The following is a 14,019-nucleotide window of genomic DNA, read 5'->3' as shown; positions in this document are numbered from 1 at the left end:
CCGCCCCATGACCGCCGCCCGCGAGGCCGCCGCATGACCGCCCACGGCGCCACGGCCGCGCCGCCCCCCGCCGTCTCCTTCGCCGGGCACGGTGTGCGCGTGCGCGGCCTGCGCCGCGCGTTCTCCGGGCGCGTCGTGCTCGACGCGGTGGACCTGGACATCGCCCCCGGCGAGTTCGTCGCGCTGCTCGGCGCGAGCGGCTCGGGCAAGAGCACGCTGCTGCGCGCCGTGGCCCGGCTCGACCCGCACGCCGAGGGCGGCCTGGACGTGCCGGAGCGGCGGGCCATCGTCTTCCAGGAGCACCGCCTGCTGCCGTGGTCCAAGGTGTGGCGCAACGTCACGCTCGGCCTGTCGGGCCCCGGCCTGCGCGCGCGGGCGCTGGAGGCGCTGACCGAGGTCGGCCTGGCCGCCCGCGCCGACGCCTGGCCGACCACCCTGTCCGGCGGGGAGTCCCAGCGCGTGGCCCTGGCGCGCGCGCTGGTGCGCACCCCGGAGCTGCTGCTGCTCGACGAGCCCTTCGGCGCCCTGGACGCGCTCACCCGGCTGAAGGCCCAGGCCCTCGTCGCGCGCCTGTGGACCCAGCACCGCCCCGCCGTCCTGCTGGTGACCCACGACGTCGAGGAGGCGCTGCTGCTCGCCGACCGCGCCCTGCTGCTGGCGGACGGGAAGGTCGCCGAGGAGTTCGTCATCGACATCCCCCGGCCCCGCTCGCTGGACCACCCCCGGTTCGCGACCCTGCGCCGCCGGCTGCTCCTCGGCCTCGGCGTGAACCCCGACCTCGGACACGAAGAGCAAGCTGAGGAGCTTTCATGAGCACACCCCGGGAGACGCTGCGGCTCACGGCGGGCGTCCTGGTCGTCGGCGGCGGCCCCGCCGCGGCCTGGGCCGCCTACAAGGCCGCGCAGGCGGGCGCCGACGTCGTCCTCGCCGACAAGGGCTACTGCGGGACCAGCGGCGCGACCGCCTCCGCGGGCACGGGCGTGTGGTACGTGCCGCCCGCCCCCGCCGCGCGGGAGGAGGCGATGGCCGGCCGGGAGGGCCTCGGCGGCCACCTGGCCGACCGGCGCTGGATGACGCGCGTCCTGGACCAGACCTACGAGGGCGTCGACGAGCTGGCCGTCGTCGGGCGGTACCCGTTCCCGGTGCGCGACGACGGCACGCCGCTGCGGCGCGGGGTGCAGGGGCCGGAGTACATGCGGCGCATGCGCATCCTGCTGCGCCGCGCCGGTGTGCGGATCCTGGACCACAGCCCGGTCACCGAGCTGCTCACCGACCCCGGCGGCGCGGTCGCGGGCGCGGCGGGCCACCGGCGCAGGCAGGACCTGCCGTTCACGGTCGCCGCGGGCGCCGTCGTCATCGCCACGGGGGGCTGCGCGTTCCTCAGCCGGGCGCTCGGCTGCGACGTCAACACCGGCGACGGGGCCCTGATGGCCGCCGAGGTGGGCGCGGAGATGTCCGGCATGGAGTTCTCCAACGCCTACGCGATCGCGCCCGAGTTCTCCTCGGTCACCAAGACCGCCTACTACGCGTTCGCGACGTTCTACCGCGAGGACGACACGGTGCTGGAGGGCGCGGGCAGCCAGAAGGGCCGTTCGGTGATCGCCCGCGAGCTGCTGACCGGCAAGGTGTACTGCCGCCTGGACCGCGCCGACGAGGCCACGCGCACGGCGATGCGGCTCGGGCAGCCCAACTTCTTCCTGCCGTTCGACCGGATGGGCGTCGACCCGTTCACCCAGCGCTTCCCCGTCACCCTGCTGCTCGAGGGCACCGTGCGCGGCACCGGCGGCGTCCGCGTCTCCGGCGACGACTGCGCGACCACCGTCCCGGGCCTGTACGTGGCGGGGGACGCGGCGACGCGGGAGCTGATCTGCGGCGGCTTCACCGGCGGCGGCAGCCACAACGCGGCCTGGGCGATCTCGTCGGGCACGTGGGCGGGGCGCGGCGCGGCCCGGCACGCGGCCTCCCTCGGCCCCGCGGCCACGCGGCGGCCCCTCACCGCGGCCGGCGGCGCGGGCCTGCGCCCCACCGGCTCCGCGGGCGGCGCGGAGGAGTACCGGGAGGTGGTCGCGGCCGTCCAGGCCGAGGTCCACCCCTACGACAAGAACTACCTGCGGCACGGGGACCGGCTCGCGCCCGCGCTGGCGTCGCTGCACGGTACCTGGGCGCGGCTGCGCTCCTCGCTGCGCGCGGACGGCGCGGACGGGGTGCGGGCCCGGCAGGCGGCGGCGATGACCGCGCACGCCCGCTGGATGTACACCGCCGCGCTGGCCAGGCCGGAGACCCGCGGCATGCACAAGCGGCAGGACCACCCCGCCGCCGACCCGGCCCTGCGGCACCGGCTCCTGGTGGGCGGGCTGGACGAGATCCACGTGCGTCCCGACCCGGTGGCCCCGGTCGGCCCGCTGGAGTACGCCGCCCTGGCCCGCGACGTCGCGAGGGCCGCCTCATGATCGAGATCGTGTCGCGGGACCGCTGCGTCGCGTGCGACCGCTGCGTCGAGGTGTGCCCCACCGACGTGTTCGACCGCGGCCGGGACGGCGTCCCGGTGATCGCGCGCCTGGACGACTGCCAGACCTGCTTCATGTGCGAGGCGTACTGCCCGGTGGACGCGCTGTTCGTGGCGCCGCAGACCTCGCCGGCCCCCGCCGGGTCGCCGCTGCGGGACGAGGGGCACCTGGCGGCGACGGGACTGCTCGGAAGCTATCGGAAGGAGATCGGATGGGGACACGGCCGCACTCCCGGAGCCGTGCGGGCCGTCGGGCCGGAGCTGCCGAGGGGCGGCGCCCGATGAGCGCCCGGCGGACACTGCCCGTGCTGCTGGCCGCCGTGCTGGCCCTGAGCGCGTGCGGGCAGGCCGGGGCGGGCGACGGCGCGGCGGCCTCGTCCGGCTACACCCTGCGCATCGGCGTCATCGGCAGCGGCAACAAGCTGACCGGCGTGTTCGGCTACCTGCAGGACAAGGGCAAGCTGCTGCCCCTGCTCACCGGGGCGGGCGTGCGGAAGATCGAGGTCTACTCCTTCCCCAACGGCCCGGACCTCAACCAGGCCCTCGTCGCCGGAGAGCTGGACGTCGCCTCCTACGGCGACACCCCGGCCCTGGTGGCACGGGGCGCCGGGCAGCCCACCCGGCTCATCGCGCAGAGCACGGTCGGCATCGACGCCGGGGTGGTGACCAAGAAGCAGGGCGGCCCCACGTCCCTGGCCGGGCTGGCCGGCCGGAAGGTCGCCACGCAGAAGGGCTCCTACATCCACCGGTACCTGCTCGGCGCCCTCGGCGACCTCGGCGTCAGGCCCGCCGAGATCGTCCACATCTACAACACCGACGTCGAGGCGGCCCTGGAGCGCGGGGACGTGGACGCGGCGGCCGTGCCCGCCGCCAACCTGGAGCTGCTCAGGAGCAAGGGCTACCCCGTGATCGACGTGGCCTCGGAAGACCACCCGGCCTACCTCGGCACCAGCGCGACCGTCGTGCCCGAGGCGTTCCTGAAGGACCACGCCGGCCTGGTGCCCGCCTGGCAGGCGGCCCAGGCGGAGGGCACCCGGCAGGCCAAGGCCGACTGGCAGGGCTACCTGGCGTTCGCGGAGAAGGTCGGCGGCTTCCCCGCCGAGGTGACCAGGAAGACGACGCTCGCGAGCCAGCTTCCCGAGCAGCCGTTCACCCCGCAGGGGCTGACGCTGCTGGAGAACACCAAGAAGTTCCTGGTCCAGCAGGCCTTCGTCAAGAAGGACTTCGCCATCGACGACTGGATCGCCCCCGGGGCGCGCCGATGAGCCGCCCCTCCCCCGGCGGCGCGCTCGTGGCCGAGGCCGACGTGCTGGTCATCGGCGGCGGGCCCGCGGGGGCATGGGCCGCCGTGGCCGCCGCCGAGGCCGGGGCCGAGGTCGTGCTCGCCGACAAGGGGTACTGCGGCACCAGCGGCTCGGCGGCCTCCGGCGGCAACAACCTGTGGTACCTGCCGCCCGACCCGGCCCGCCGCGAGGCCGCGATCGCCGCGCGCGAGACGCTCGCCGGCCACCTGACCGACCGGCGGTGGATGGCCCGCGTCCTGGACGAGACCTACCGGCAGGTCAACCGGCTCGCCGACTGGGGGTACCCCTTCCCCGAGGACGAGGACGGCGTCGAGCGGCGCGGCAGCCTGCAGGGCCCGGAGTACATGCGCCGGATGCGCAGGAGGGCGCACCGCTCCGGCGTGCGGATCCTCGACCACCACCCGGCCCTGGAGCTGCTGGTCACGCCGGAGGGCGCCGCGGGCGGCGCCGCCGGGATCCGCCGCCAGCTCGGCTGCGCGCCGTGGGAGGTGCGGGCCGGGGCGGTGGTGCTGGCCACCGGCGGGTGCGCGTTCCTCTCCGGGGCGTTCGGCCTCAACGTGGACACCGGGGACGGCCACCTGATGGCCGCCGAGCTGGGGGCCGAGCTGTCGGGCATGGAGTTCTCCAACGCCTACGCGCTCTCCCCCGCCTACGGGTCGCACACCAAGGGCCTGATGATGCAGTTCGCCACCTACTACGACGAGGACGGCCGCGCGCTGGAGGTCGGCGGCATGGCCAGGCGCCCGATCGCCCGGCTGCTGGCGGACGGCCGGCCCGTACACGCTCGCCTGGACCAGGCGCCGCCCGAGCTGCGCGCGGCGATGCGCCAGGCCCAGCCCAACTACTTCCTCCCCCTGGACAAGGCGGGGATCGACCCGTTCACGCAGGCCTACCCCGTCCGCATGGTCTTGGAGGGCACGGTCCGCGGCACCGGAGGGCTGCGCGTCACCGGCGAGGGGTGCGCCACCACCGTGCCCGGTCTGTTCGCGGCGGGCGACGTGGCCACACGCGAGCTCATCACCGGCGCGGTGAGCGGCGGGGGCAGCCACAACGGCGCCTGGGCCATCTCCTCGGGCACCTGGGCCGGCGCCGCCGCCGCCGCGCACGCGGCCCGCGGCCGTCCCACCTCGGCGGCGCCCGCGGGCGGCGCGGGGCTACGCCCGTCGGGGCCGCCGGGCGCGCCGGACGCCGCCGAGGTGGTGGCGGCCGTGCAGCAGGAGGTGCTGCCGCTGGAGCGCAACTACTTCCGCACCGCCGAGGGCCTGCGGCGCTCGCTGGACACCCTCGACGGCCTGTGGCGGCACGTCGCCACCCACCTCTCCGGCGAGGGACGCGACGCCCTGCGCGCCCGGCAGGCCGCGGCCATGGTCGCCCACGCGCGCTGGATGTACCGGGCGGCGCTGGCCCGCGCCGAGTCGCGCGGCATGCACCAGCGCGAGGACCTGCCCGCCCCCGACCCCCGCCTGACCCACCGCATCCGTGCCGGGGGCCTGGACGAGGTGTGGACCGCGCCCGAGGAGGCCGCCGCGTGATCGAGGTCGTGAGCGCCGAGCGCTGCGTGAGATGCGACATCTGCCTGAAGGTGTGCCCGATGGATGTGTTCGAGACCGGCGGGGACGGCCTGCCGGTCATCGCCCGGCAGCAGGACTGCCAGACCTGCTTCATGTGCGAGGCGCACTGCCCGGCCGACGCGCTGTTCGTCGCGCCCTTCTCCGGCCCCGCCCCGCCCGGCTCGCCGTACACCGACGAGGCGGCGCTGGCGGAGTCCGGCGCGCTCGGCCGGTACCGCGACCAGATCGGCTGGGGCCGCGGGCGCGTCCCCGGCAGCCGCCTGGACAAGAACCACCTGTTCACCGCCCGCCTGGCGGCCCGCCCCCCGGACGAGCCCGCCACGCCGCCGCGCTGACCCCGCCGCGCGCCACCGCTCCCGCGTTCCCGGAAGCCGCCGGGCCGCGGGACGTCGTGGTCACGGCGCCGCCCTGCCGGTGCGGACGCGGCGGCGCAGACCGGGGAGGAGCAGCAGGGCCGCACCGGCCAGGCCGGCGGGGACGAGGAGCAGGAGCGCCAGGGGGCGCCAGGACACGGCCGGGCGTTGCGGAGGGGCCGGGCGCCGCGCGAGGGTGAGGGCGCCGGTGGCGGTGTGGGTGACGCGGCCGCTCTGCAGGGTCAGGCGGTACTTCCACGGGCCGTCGGGCAGGTCGGGTCCGAGCGGCACGGCGACCTGGCCGCGCTCACCTGGGGCCAAGGTGGTGCCGCGGGTCGTCGGGAAGGGACCGGCCTTGAGGCCGCTCGGGCCGTCCAGCAGCGAGAGCTGCCCTTGGGGGTCGATGGCGCGCCGGCCGGTGTTGGTGACGGCCGCCACGATCCGCCGCCCGCCGCCCGCGGTGGTCTCGGGGCGGACCTCGCCGATCTCGAAGTCCGTGGGGGGCTCGCCGCCGGGCCCCACGTGGAGGTAGGCCCGGACGCCGACCTGGTTGACCAGCGCCACGTTCGCCGTGCGGTCCGGCTTGCCGGTGGCGACCCGCGCCCAGATGACGGCGTACCGCTCGCCTTCCGTGGCCCAGGACGGCACGGCGACGGTGGCCCTGACCAGCCCGTTGCGGTACGGGGGCAGGTCGAGCTCGGTGCGGTCGAGCGTGATCCAGGAGGCCAGCTCGTTGCCGGTGGACGGGGGCCCGAAGGTGAAGCGGTGGTCCTTGATGGCCGCGCCGCCGGCGTACAGCGTGATGTGCCGGGGCTTGGCGGAGATGTTGTAGACCTTCAGGCGCCGGTGGAAGGTGGTCCCGGGGTTGACGTGGTCGTCGATGTAGACGCGGGCCCGCGGGTCGTCGAGCCGGCTGGCGGGGATCTCGGCCAGCCCGATGCCGATCCGGCCGCCCGGCGCGGCCGGACGCGGAGACGTGCCGGCCGAGCGCGGAGACGTGGCGGCCAGGCGTGGAGACGTGGCGGCGGCGTGCGCGGTGACCGGCGCGAGGGCCAGGACGGCGAGCATGAGCGGCAGCGCCCCGCGCAGGCCCCCGAGTGGCGCCGAGGCGCGCGGGCGCCGCCGGGAGGGTGGGTTAGGCAACCTGGTGGCTCACCGTGCCCGTGTAGGTGCCCGCCACCGCCTGGGCGGGGATGGTGACGATCAGCGTGGGATTCCAGGTCGCCGAGTTGTCGCCCGAGCCGGTGGTCTTGCTGAACGCGGTGCGGGGCTGGTCGAGCGTCACCGCCGCCGCCGCGTTGGCCTGACCGGGCACGAAGGTGCCCGTTCCGGTGGTGGCGGTGGCGGGACCCGACCAGTACTGCACGCTGCTCGCCGGGATGGTCTCCGCGGCGGTGCCGCCGCCGGTGGTGAAGCTGCTGGCGGACACCGTCGCGGTCCAGGTGGCGGTGAGCGAGGCCCGCTGGTCGGAGACGGTGACCAGGCCGAGCTGCCCGGTGACCTGGTTGCCCGGGGTGTTGCCGCCGATGTTCACCGGGCCGTCGGGCACAGTGATCGTGAGCGAGTCCGGCGCCGTCACCGAGAACGTCACGGTGGTGGGGCAGGTGGTCGAGGCGGGACAGGTGCCGGCCTCGGCGGGCGCGGTGGGCAGGGCCACCAGCAGGGCGCCGGTGACGACGGCGGCGCCGAGCGCGGCGCCGAAACGATGTGTGTGAGGCAAGGTGCCGGACCCCCTTGATTCATGCCACCGCCCGGTGGCATTCGCAGGCGATCAGATAGTGCTCCCCGGCCACCTCGGCGAAACCGGCGGGATGAGCCGTCTGTCAATTTTTGATCGCCTCTTGAAGGGCCCGGAAATCATCGGGGGAAGGGGATTGTTTTGGGCGGCGGGAGCGTGATTCGCGATGTTTTGCCGAGCGTGGAACGGACGGGGAGGTACGTCCTGGGCCACTCCCGTCCAGCTATTTTCCCACGAACCTCATCTACCGCCCCTACCTGGTGATATGGCTATATGACGGCCCCCTTCACCCCGGTGGCGCGGGCGTTTCGAGGCTTCTTTGCGCCGTATTTGCGGTACGCGGGGACAGGAAGGTGACACTGCCCGCTCTGGAACTCTAGGCTGCCAATGCTTTGTCCGACCGGTCACGGGACCGGCGCCCAGATCGCGCGGTGCGTGCGAGGAGCTTCCAAGGGAAATCGATGAGGAGACGTCACGGCGCCCGGCTGATGGCTTCGATCACGTTGGCCGGCGCGCTGAGCGCGCCGGCGGCCTCGTCCGACGCGGCCGTGCCGCGGGACCCCCTGCCTCGCTCTCCGGCGGCGGACTGGGACGCCGCGCAGCCCGAACCCGGCGCCTCGCCCACCGCATCGCCGTCCACATCGCCTGACCCGGGCCCGGCATCGTCCCCGTCCATGCCATCCGCGGGCCCGGCCCCCTCGGAGGATCCGGCCGCCCCGCCGCACCCAGGCGACCGGCCCGAGGACCAGGCGCGGCGGACGCCCGGCCGCGCCCGCCCCGAACGCGTCGAACCCGGGCTCGGCGAGACCCCGCCCGCCGTACGGGAAAGGCGGCCCGGCCGCTCCGGCGCACGCCGCCACCGGACCGCGGCGCTGGCCAACACCCTGACGATCACCGTGCCGGCGTCGGCGAACCTCGGCAACGGCATCCTCGGCCGCACGCTCAGCGCCGGGATGGGCACGGTCTCCGTGGAGGACTCCCGCAACGGCTCGGCCGGGTGGACCGCCACGGTGTCGTCCACCAACTTCACCACCGGCGCCGGGTCGGCGTCGCAGACCATCTCCCGCGCCAACGTCGCCTACTGGTCCGGCCCGGTCACCGTCTCCTCCGGCGGCGGCACCCGGACCCCGGGACAGGCCACCGCGGACCAGCGCGTCTCCCTGTCGACCACCCAGGTCGCCTTCAAGGGCACCAAGTCACCGCTCACCCAGGTCACCGGCTGGCAGCCGACGCTCGTGATCACCATCCCCGCGTCCGTCGTGTCGGGCGTCTACTCCGGCACCATCACCCACCAGGTCGCCTGAACCCCGCCCGGCGATCCGGTTACCCGCCGCGCCGAAAGCGGCCCGTCGGTTGGCGCACTCCTGACCGGCCACGGACAGAGACGCTCACGGTGAACCGGCGGCGCCGGGAGATATTTGAAGCGGCCGGGCCGGCCCGCTTTCCCAAAGAACCCGGTCGATGTTTCTGGAAGGTATGCCATGCGTCGCAGCCTCAAACCGCTCGGATACCCGCTCATGGTCATGGCACTGATCCTCGCGGCCCAGGCGCCCGTCTCCGCCGCACCGCCACCCCACGATCCCTCGCCGCCGCGTCCCTGGGTGAAGCTGTGCCTCAAGGTCAAACTGCACCCGCGGCACAAGCGGATCCGATGCGTGTTCCCCCCCGCGCCCAGGCTCGCGCCGGACGAGGCCGCACGGCGGGCCCTCCGGACGCCGAGCATCGACGAGATCTCCATCCCCACCACCCCGTCCACACCCGTCGGGATCACCTCCGGCCCGGACGGCAACGTCTGGTTCACCGAGAACTACGCCAACAAGATCGGCAAGGTCACGACGGGCGGCGTCTTCACCGAGTACTCCCTGCCCAACGCCGACTCCCAGCCCGCGCACATCGTCACGGGGCCGGACGGGGCCCTGTGGTTCACCGAGGCGTTCGGCAACAGGATCGGGCGCATCACCACGTCGGGCACGATCACCGAGTACACCGTGCCGACCTCCGGCGCCTACCCGTGGTCGATCGCCGTGGGACCGGACGACAACCTGTGGTTCACCGAACCGGACGGCAACAAGATCGGGCGCATCACTACCGGGGGCACCATCACCGAGTACACCGTGCCGACCTCCGGCGCCTACCCGCTGTTCCTCACCGCGGGACCGGACGGGAACCTGTGGTTCACCGAGCCCCTCACCGGCATCGTCGGGAAGATCACCACCAGCGGGACGGTCACCGAGTACTCCGCGCCCTCCGGCGCGGTGCCGCTCGGCATCACCACCGGCTCGGACGGCGACCTGTGGTACACCGACGGCAACGGCAAGGTCAGCTCGGTCGACACCTCCGGCGCCACCTTCACCGAGTACTCCCTCGGCGATCCCAACGCCTTCCCCTGGGGGGTGACGCTCGGCCCCGACGACAACGTGTGGTTCGTCGAGCAGTCCGCCGGCAACGTGGCCAGCGTCACCACCACCGGCACGGTCAGCGAGTACGCCCTGCCCACCAGCGTCGCGGGACCGCTGCAGATCGCGCTCGCCTCCGACGACAACCTGTGGGTCACCGAGGACTACGTCGACCAGCTCGCCGTCGTCACCCCCTGACCGCCCCCGCGGGCGCCGCGGCCCTCCCGGCCGCGGCGCCCGCACCGGGGCCGCGCCTCAGGTCCGTTCCCAGAGCCACACGCGTTCGCCGTCCTCGACGAGGCCGGTGGGGCGCAGGCCGATCCGGGCCGCCACCTTCATGGACGCCTCGTGGCCCGGATGGATGTGGGCCTGGAGGACGGTGACGCCCTGAGCCCGGAGCCACCCGGCCATCGCCGCGGCGGACTCGGAGGCGTACCCGCGCCCCTGCCACGCCGTGCCGACCACCCAGGCGATCTCGGCCCGCCGCCCCGCGCCGGTCACGGTGGCCTGGACCGTGCCGACCGCCCGGCCGTCGCCTTCCCGGCGCACGATCCAGTTCAGCCAGTCCTGCCCGCCGTCCGGGGACCGCCCCGCGACCAGCCTGGCGTACCGGGACCGCAGGTCGTCCAGGCCGGGCGGCGCTCCCCCGATGAAGACGTACAGGTCCTCGCCGGCGAGGACCTCCACCATCTCGGCGGCGTCCCGCACCGTCAGAGGCGTCAGCGCGAGCCGCGCCGTCCCGATGCGCTCCGCCGTCACGCGGCGACCGTCCCCACCTCCGCCCGCGCCGCCGTCCGGTCCGTTGTCCTTCGTACGGCCACCGCCGCCGGAATCCTTCATGGACGGCAGTCTCGCGCGCGCCCGCCGGGTGTCCAGGGACGGGTCAGGGATTCCCCGGATGCCCGGGCGGCGCGGGTACCCACCAGAATGGTGAGACTTGGTCCATCACGGTCTGCACATGGGGAGCACATGGCCAGCGCGGGTGTCATCGACGACTACGTGACCGAGCTGCGCCGTACCCTGCGCGGGCCGTTCCGGCTGCGGCGGGACATGGTCACCGAGGCCCGTGACAGCCTCGCCGACACCGCCGACGCCTACCACGCCGAGGGGCTGGACCGCTCGGAGGCCGAGCGCCTGGCCGTGGCCGAGTTCGGGCCGGTGGGCGAGATCGCGCCCGGGTACCAGGAGGAGCTGGCCGCCTCCCAGGGCCGCAGGACCGCCGCGGCGCTGTTCGTCGCCGTCCCGGTGAACACGGTGATGTGGAGCCTGATCTGGCGGTTCTACCCGGGGGACGAGTGGGGGCCGCTGAAGCCCGCCTGGTTCTCCCCCTTGGCGCACTTCCTGGACGTCTTCCAGTTCGCGATGGGCGTCGTCGGCGCCCTGATGCTGCTGGCCTTCACCCGGGGGCCGCGCAGGCTCCGCAGGCCGATGATGCTGACCCGGGCGATCGGCGTGCTGCTGTGGATCCAGGTGCCCGCGATCATCGGCATGTCCGCGGCGCTGACGTACGGCCGGGGCACCGTGCTGGAGGACACCACCACCTTCCTGCCGGGCGCGGCCGCGTCGCTGTTCAGCTACGCCGTCGCGGGCTGGCTGCTGTGTGGCGCGACGCGGTGCCTGCTGGTCACGCGCCGCGCGCCCGCGCCGCAGCCCGCCGCCTGACCGCCGCGGGCCGGCCACGCCGCGGCGGGGCGCCGGTCATCGGGCCCCGTCCTGCGAGGAGCGGGGCGCGAGGACGCTGCCGATGGCGTCGGTGAACGCCTGCCACGCCGAGCGCTCGCCCGCCAGCGCCGCCCGCCCCGCCGGCGTCAGGCGGTAGGTGCGGCGCCTGCGCCCGCCCACGGTCGCCCACTCGCTGACGAGGTAGCCCAGGCGCTCCAGGCGGCGCAGCGCCGGATAGACGGTGCCGGTGGGGACGGTGAGCGCGCCGCCGCTGCGGACCTGCAGGGCCTCGATGATCGCGTACCCGTGCAGGGGCTCGTGCTCCAGGACGGACAGGAGCAGAGCGTCCATGTGCCCGCGGAGCGCGTCGGTGTTCATCCGGGGAGCCTATCGAGCCGCTTCATGACGCCAGTCTACATGTAGACTGTCTATATGTAGACAGGCACAACTAAGGACGTGACGATGAACGTGCTCGACCTCGCCCGGTCCCAGTTCGCGGTGACGGGAAGCCTGCACTTCCTGTTCGTCGTGCTGACCCTGGGCCTGGCCCCCCTCGTGGCGATCATGCAGACCCGGTACGTGCTCACCGGCAAACCGGTGTTCGAGCGGATGACGCGGTTCTGGGGCCAGATCTATGTGATCAACTACGCGGTGGGCGTCTTCACCGGGCTGGTGATGGAGTTCCAGTTCGGCCTCACCTGGAGCGGGCTCTCGCACTACGCGGGCGACGTCTTCGGGGCCCCGCTGGCGATCGAGACCTTGGTGGCGTTCTTCCTGGAGTCCACCTTCCTCGGCCTGTGGATCTTCGGCTGGAACCGCCTGCCGAAGAAGCTGCACCTGGCGTGCATCTGGCTGGTCACCCTGACCGCCTACGCCAGCGCCTTCTGGATCATGGTCGCCAACTCCTTCCTCCAGAACCCCGCGGGCACCGTCCTGAAGGACGGCCGCCTGGCCCTCACCGACTTCGGCGCCCTCCTGTCCAACCCCAGCCTGGTCGCGGCGTTCCCGCACGTCATCGGTGCGGGCCTGGTCACGGGCAGCCTCGTGATCATCGGCGCGAGCGCCTACCACCTGTTCCGCCGCACCACCGAGCAGGAGTTCTTCCGCAGGTCGCTGCGCACCGGCGTGGTGTGGGCCAACATCGGCATCGTCATCGCCGTCGGCGCCGGCTACGCCCAGTTCGGCGCGATCGGCGACCTGCAGCCCGGCAAGTTCAACGGCACGGCCCCGGGCGTGGCCCTGGGCTTCATGATCGGGTTCGCCAACATCCTGCACCTGATCGTGTTCCTCGTCCTGCTGCCGCTGCTGATCCGCGACGTCCTGGCCCGCTCGCGGTGGATCCACCCGATCCTCATGATCATGACGCCACTGCCCTTCCTGATCGCCATCTCGGGGTGGCTGGCCCGCGAGATCGGCCGCCAGCCGTGGCTCGTCTACGGCAGGCTGCGCGTGCAGGACGCCATGTCGCCCGGCCTCACTACGGGCATGGTGACGCTCTCGTTCGCCGCCTTCGCGGGCGTCCTCGGCATGCTCGCCATCGTCGACTACCTGCTGATCGCGCGGGCCGTACGGCGGGGCCCCGGGCAGGTCGCGCTCGGCGCGGCCGAGGAGGGCGCCCCCTCCCCCGCCCCGGCGCTCGCCCTGTGACGGCCCCCGACAACCCCTAGGAGCTCCCCCCATGGAGATCATCTGGCTCGCGGTCCTGGCCGTGCTGCTCGTGGGCTACTTCGCCCTGGAAGGCTTCGACATCGGCGTCGGCATGACGCTGCCCTGGCTCGCCCGCGCCGGCGAGCGCGCCGGGGAACCCGGCGGCCGGGCCCGGCAGCGCGACCGCCTGGTCGCCGCGATCGCCCCCTACGTGCTGGCCAACGAGGTGTGGCTGGTCGCCCTGGCCGGGACGCTGTTCGGCGCGTTCCCCGCGCTGGAGGGCACGGTCATCAACGGCCTCTACCCCGTCGTGGTGCTGCTGCTGGTGTCCTGGATCCTGCGGGACGCGGGCCTGTGGTTCCGCCGCCGCCTGGACGGCGACCGCTGGCGCGGCTTCTGGGACGCGGTGCTGTGCGCCGGATCGTGGGGCCTGGCCCTGTCCTGGGGTGTGGCGCTGGCCGCGCTGGTCAGGGGCCTGCCCGATCAGCCCTTCGACGTGGCCAGCCTGCTGTACGGCGCGGTCGTGGCCGCCGTGTTCGCCGTCCACGCCCGCTCCTTCGTCGCCTGGCGCCTGTCCGGCCGGGCCGAGGGCGCGCGCACCGGGCGGCGGCTGTTGCTGACGGCCGCCCTCGCCGCCCTGCCCGCCGCCGTCCCGCTGGCCGTGGTCGCCTCCTCACTGCTCGGCCACACCGCGCCCCCCGAGACGCTGAATGTGCTCAGTTTCATCGCCCTGCCGGTCACACCCATCCTCATAGGCGCGCAAGTATGGGTATGGCGCACGTTCGGCCCCCTCGGATCGGCCGTCGGCGCCGCCGGCCGTATCCCGTCGTTCTTCTAGGGAA

At 74.2% G+C, this 14,019-nt stretch carries 15 protein-coding genes; 11 read left to right on the top strand and 4 right to left on the bottom strand.

The features are described 5' to 3' along the window. Positions 1 to 33: 33 nt before the first annotated feature. Genes BJ981_RS27035 through BJ981_RS27010 form a run of 6 tightly spaced genes read left to right on the top strand, consistent with a single transcriptional unit; the run spans position 34 to position 5,716 of the window. Positions 34 to 813, top strand: coding sequence for an ABC transporter ATP-binding protein (locus BJ981_RS27035; RefSeq protein WP_184614996.1), 780 nt, complete (start codon positions 34 to 36; stop codon positions 811 to 813). Next, complete coding sequence (locus BJ981_RS27030) at positions 810 to 2,450, top strand: FAD-dependent oxidoreductase (protein WP_184614994.1); 1,641 nt, start codon at positions 810 to 812, stop codon at positions 2,448 to 2,450. The genes BJ981_RS27035 and BJ981_RS27030 overlap by 4 nt, the downstream gene beginning before the upstream one ends. Next, positions 2,447 to 2,791 (top strand): 4Fe-4S dicluster domain-containing protein, encoded by a 345-nt coding sequence (locus BJ981_RS27025; protein WP_184614992.1) that lies wholly within the window; start codon positions 2,447 to 2,449, stop codon positions 2,789 to 2,791. The genes BJ981_RS27030 and BJ981_RS27025 overlap by 4 nt, the downstream gene beginning before the upstream one ends. Next, complete coding sequence (locus BJ981_RS27020) at positions 2,788 to 3,771, top strand: ABC transporter substrate-binding protein (protein ID WP_184614990.1); 984 nt, start codon at positions 2,788 to 2,790, stop codon at positions 3,769 to 3,771. Before BJ981_RS27025 ends, BJ981_RS27020 begins: the two co-directional genes overlap by 4 nt. After that, positions 3,768 to 5,342: an FAD-dependent oxidoreductase gene (locus tag BJ981_RS27015; protein ID WP_184614988.1), complete on the top strand. Its 1,575-nt coding sequence runs from the start codon at positions 3,768 to 3,770 to the stop codon at positions 5,340 to 5,342. The genes BJ981_RS27020 and BJ981_RS27015 overlap by 4 nt, the downstream gene beginning before the upstream one ends. Then, positions 5,339 to 5,716 carry a 4Fe-4S dicluster domain-containing protein gene (locus BJ981_RS27010; protein WP_184614986.1) on the top strand — a complete coding sequence of 126 codons (378 nt, stop codon included), beginning with the start codon at positions 5,339 to 5,341 and terminating at the stop codon, positions 5,714 to 5,716. The genes BJ981_RS27015 and BJ981_RS27010 overlap by 4 nt, the downstream gene beginning before the upstream one ends. A 60-nt stretch (positions 5,717 to 5,776) precedes the next feature. On the opposite strand, the gene BJ981_RS27005 is transcribed toward BJ981_RS27010, so the two are convergent. Both BJ981_RS27005 and BJ981_RS27000 read right to left on the bottom strand, forming a co-directional pair. Then, positions 5,777 to 6,877 carry a hypothetical protein gene (locus BJ981_RS27005; RefSeq protein ID WP_184614984.1) on the bottom strand — a complete coding sequence of 367 codons (1,101 nt, stop codon included), beginning with the start codon at positions 6,875 to 6,877 and terminating at the stop codon, positions 5,777 to 5,779. Next, complete coding sequence (locus BJ981_RS27000; RefSeq protein WP_239139401.1) at positions 6,870 to 7,454, bottom strand: hypothetical protein; 585 nt, start codon at positions 7,452 to 7,454, stop codon at positions 6,870 to 6,872. The genes BJ981_RS27005 and BJ981_RS27000 overlap by 8 nt, the downstream gene beginning before the upstream one ends. A gap of 692 nt (positions 7,455 to 8,146) precedes the next feature. Between BJ981_RS27000 and BJ981_RS26995 the strand changes: the two genes are divergently transcribed. Next, positions 8,147 to 8,776, top strand: a complete 630-nt coding sequence (locus BJ981_RS26995) for a hypothetical protein (RefSeq protein WP_184614982.1) — start codon at positions 8,147 to 8,149, stop codon at positions 8,774 to 8,776. A gap of 177 nt (positions 8,777 to 8,953) precedes the next feature. Continuing rightward, complete coding sequence (locus BJ981_RS26990; RefSeq protein ID WP_184614980.1) at positions 8,954 to 10,066, top strand: Vgb family protein; 1,113 nt, start codon at positions 8,954 to 8,956, stop codon at positions 10,064 to 10,066. A gap of 57 nt (positions 10,067 to 10,123) precedes the next feature. Here the strand turns inward: BJ981_RS26990 and BJ981_RS26985 are convergent, their stop codons facing one another. Beyond that, on the bottom strand, positions 10,124 to 10,708 hold the full coding sequence (locus BJ981_RS26985) for a GNAT family N-acetyltransferase (protein ID WP_184614978.1): 585 nt from the start codon (positions 10,706 to 10,708) through the stop codon (positions 10,124 to 10,126). A 129-nt stretch (positions 10,709 to 10,837) separates the two neighbouring features. Here BJ981_RS26985 and BJ981_RS26980 point away from each other — a divergent pair, with 129 nt between their 5' ends. After that, positions 10,838 to 11,530: a permease prefix domain 1-containing protein gene (locus tag BJ981_RS26980; RefSeq protein WP_184614976.1), complete on the top strand. Its 693-nt coding sequence runs from the start codon at positions 10,838 to 10,840 to the stop codon at positions 11,528 to 11,530. Positions 11,531 to 11,566: 36 nt separating this feature from the next. On the opposite strand, the gene BJ981_RS26975 is transcribed toward BJ981_RS26980, so the two are convergent. Beyond that, entirely contained in the window at positions 11,567 to 11,908 is a 342-nt protein-coding gene (locus BJ981_RS26975) for a PadR family transcriptional regulator (protein WP_184614974.1), read from the bottom strand. Positions 11,909 to 11,992: 84 nt separating this feature from the next. Between BJ981_RS26975 and BJ981_RS26970 the strand changes: the two genes are divergently transcribed. Then, on the top strand, positions 11,993 to 13,177 hold the full coding sequence (locus BJ981_RS26970) for a cytochrome ubiquinol oxidase subunit I (protein WP_184614972.1): 1,185 nt from the start codon (positions 11,993 to 11,995) through the stop codon (positions 13,175 to 13,177). Positions 13,178 to 13,208: 31 nt separating this feature from the next. Further along, on the top strand, positions 13,209 to 14,015 hold the full coding sequence (locus tag BJ981_RS26965; protein ID WP_184614970.1) for a cytochrome d ubiquinol oxidase subunit II: 807 nt from the start codon (positions 13,209 to 13,211) through the stop codon (positions 14,013 to 14,015). Positions 14,016 to 14,019 lie beyond the last annotated feature (4 nt).

This window comes from Sphaerisporangium krabiense, from assembly GCF_014200435.1.
Taxonomy (GTDB): Bacteria; Actinomycetota; Actinomycetes; order Streptosporangiales; family Streptosporangiaceae; genus Sphaerisporangium; species Sphaerisporangium krabiense.
This window is presented reverse-complemented; position numbering and strand designations above follow the sequence as displayed.

Bases quoted from the DNA above. Each gene is read 5' to 3' on its own strand.
- BJ981_RS27035 (WP_184614996.1), top strand. From the start codon at position 34: ATGACCGCCCACGGCGCCACGGCCGCGCCGCCCCCCGCCGTCTCCTTC.
- BJ981_RS27030 (WP_184614994.1), top strand. From the start codon at position 810: ATGAGCACACCCCGGGAGACGCTGCGGCTCACGGCGGGCGTCCTGGTC.
- BJ981_RS27025 (WP_184614992.1), top strand. From the start codon at position 2,447: ATGATCGAGATCGTGTCGCGGGACCGCTGCGTCGCGTGCGACCGCTGC.
- BJ981_RS27020 (WP_184614990.1), top strand. From the start codon at position 2,788: ATGAGCGCCCGGCGGACACTGCCCGTGCTGCTGGCCGCCGTGCTGGCC.
- BJ981_RS27015 (WP_184614988.1), top strand. From the start codon at position 3,768: ATGAGCCGCCCCTCCCCCGGCGGCGCGCTCGTGGCCGAGGCCGACGTG.
- BJ981_RS26995 (WP_184614982.1), top strand. From the start codon at position 8,147: ATGCCATCCGCGGGCCCGGCCCCCTCGGAGGATCCGGCCGCCCCGCCG.
- BJ981_RS26990 (WP_184614980.1), top strand. From the start codon at position 8,954: ATGCGTCGCAGCCTCAAACCGCTCGGATACCCGCTCATGGTCATGGCA.
- BJ981_RS26985 (WP_184614978.1), bottom strand. From the start codon at position 10,708: ATGAAGGATTCCGGCGGCGGTGGCCGTACGAAGGACAACGGACCGGAC.
- BJ981_RS26980 (WP_184614976.1), top strand. From the start codon at position 10,838: ATGGCCAGCGCGGGTGTCATCGACGACTACGTGACCGAGCTGCGCCGT.
- BJ981_RS26975 (WP_184614974.1), bottom strand. From the start codon at position 11,908: ATGAACACCGACGCGCTCCGCGGGCACATGGACGCTCTGCTCCTGTCC.
- BJ981_RS26970 (WP_184614972.1), top strand. From the start codon at position 11,993: ATGAACGTGCTCGACCTCGCCCGGTCCCAGTTCGCGGTGACGGGAAGC.
- BJ981_RS26965 (WP_184614970.1), top strand. From the start codon at position 13,209: ATGGAGATCATCTGGCTCGCGGTCCTGGCCGTGCTGCTCGTGGGCTAC.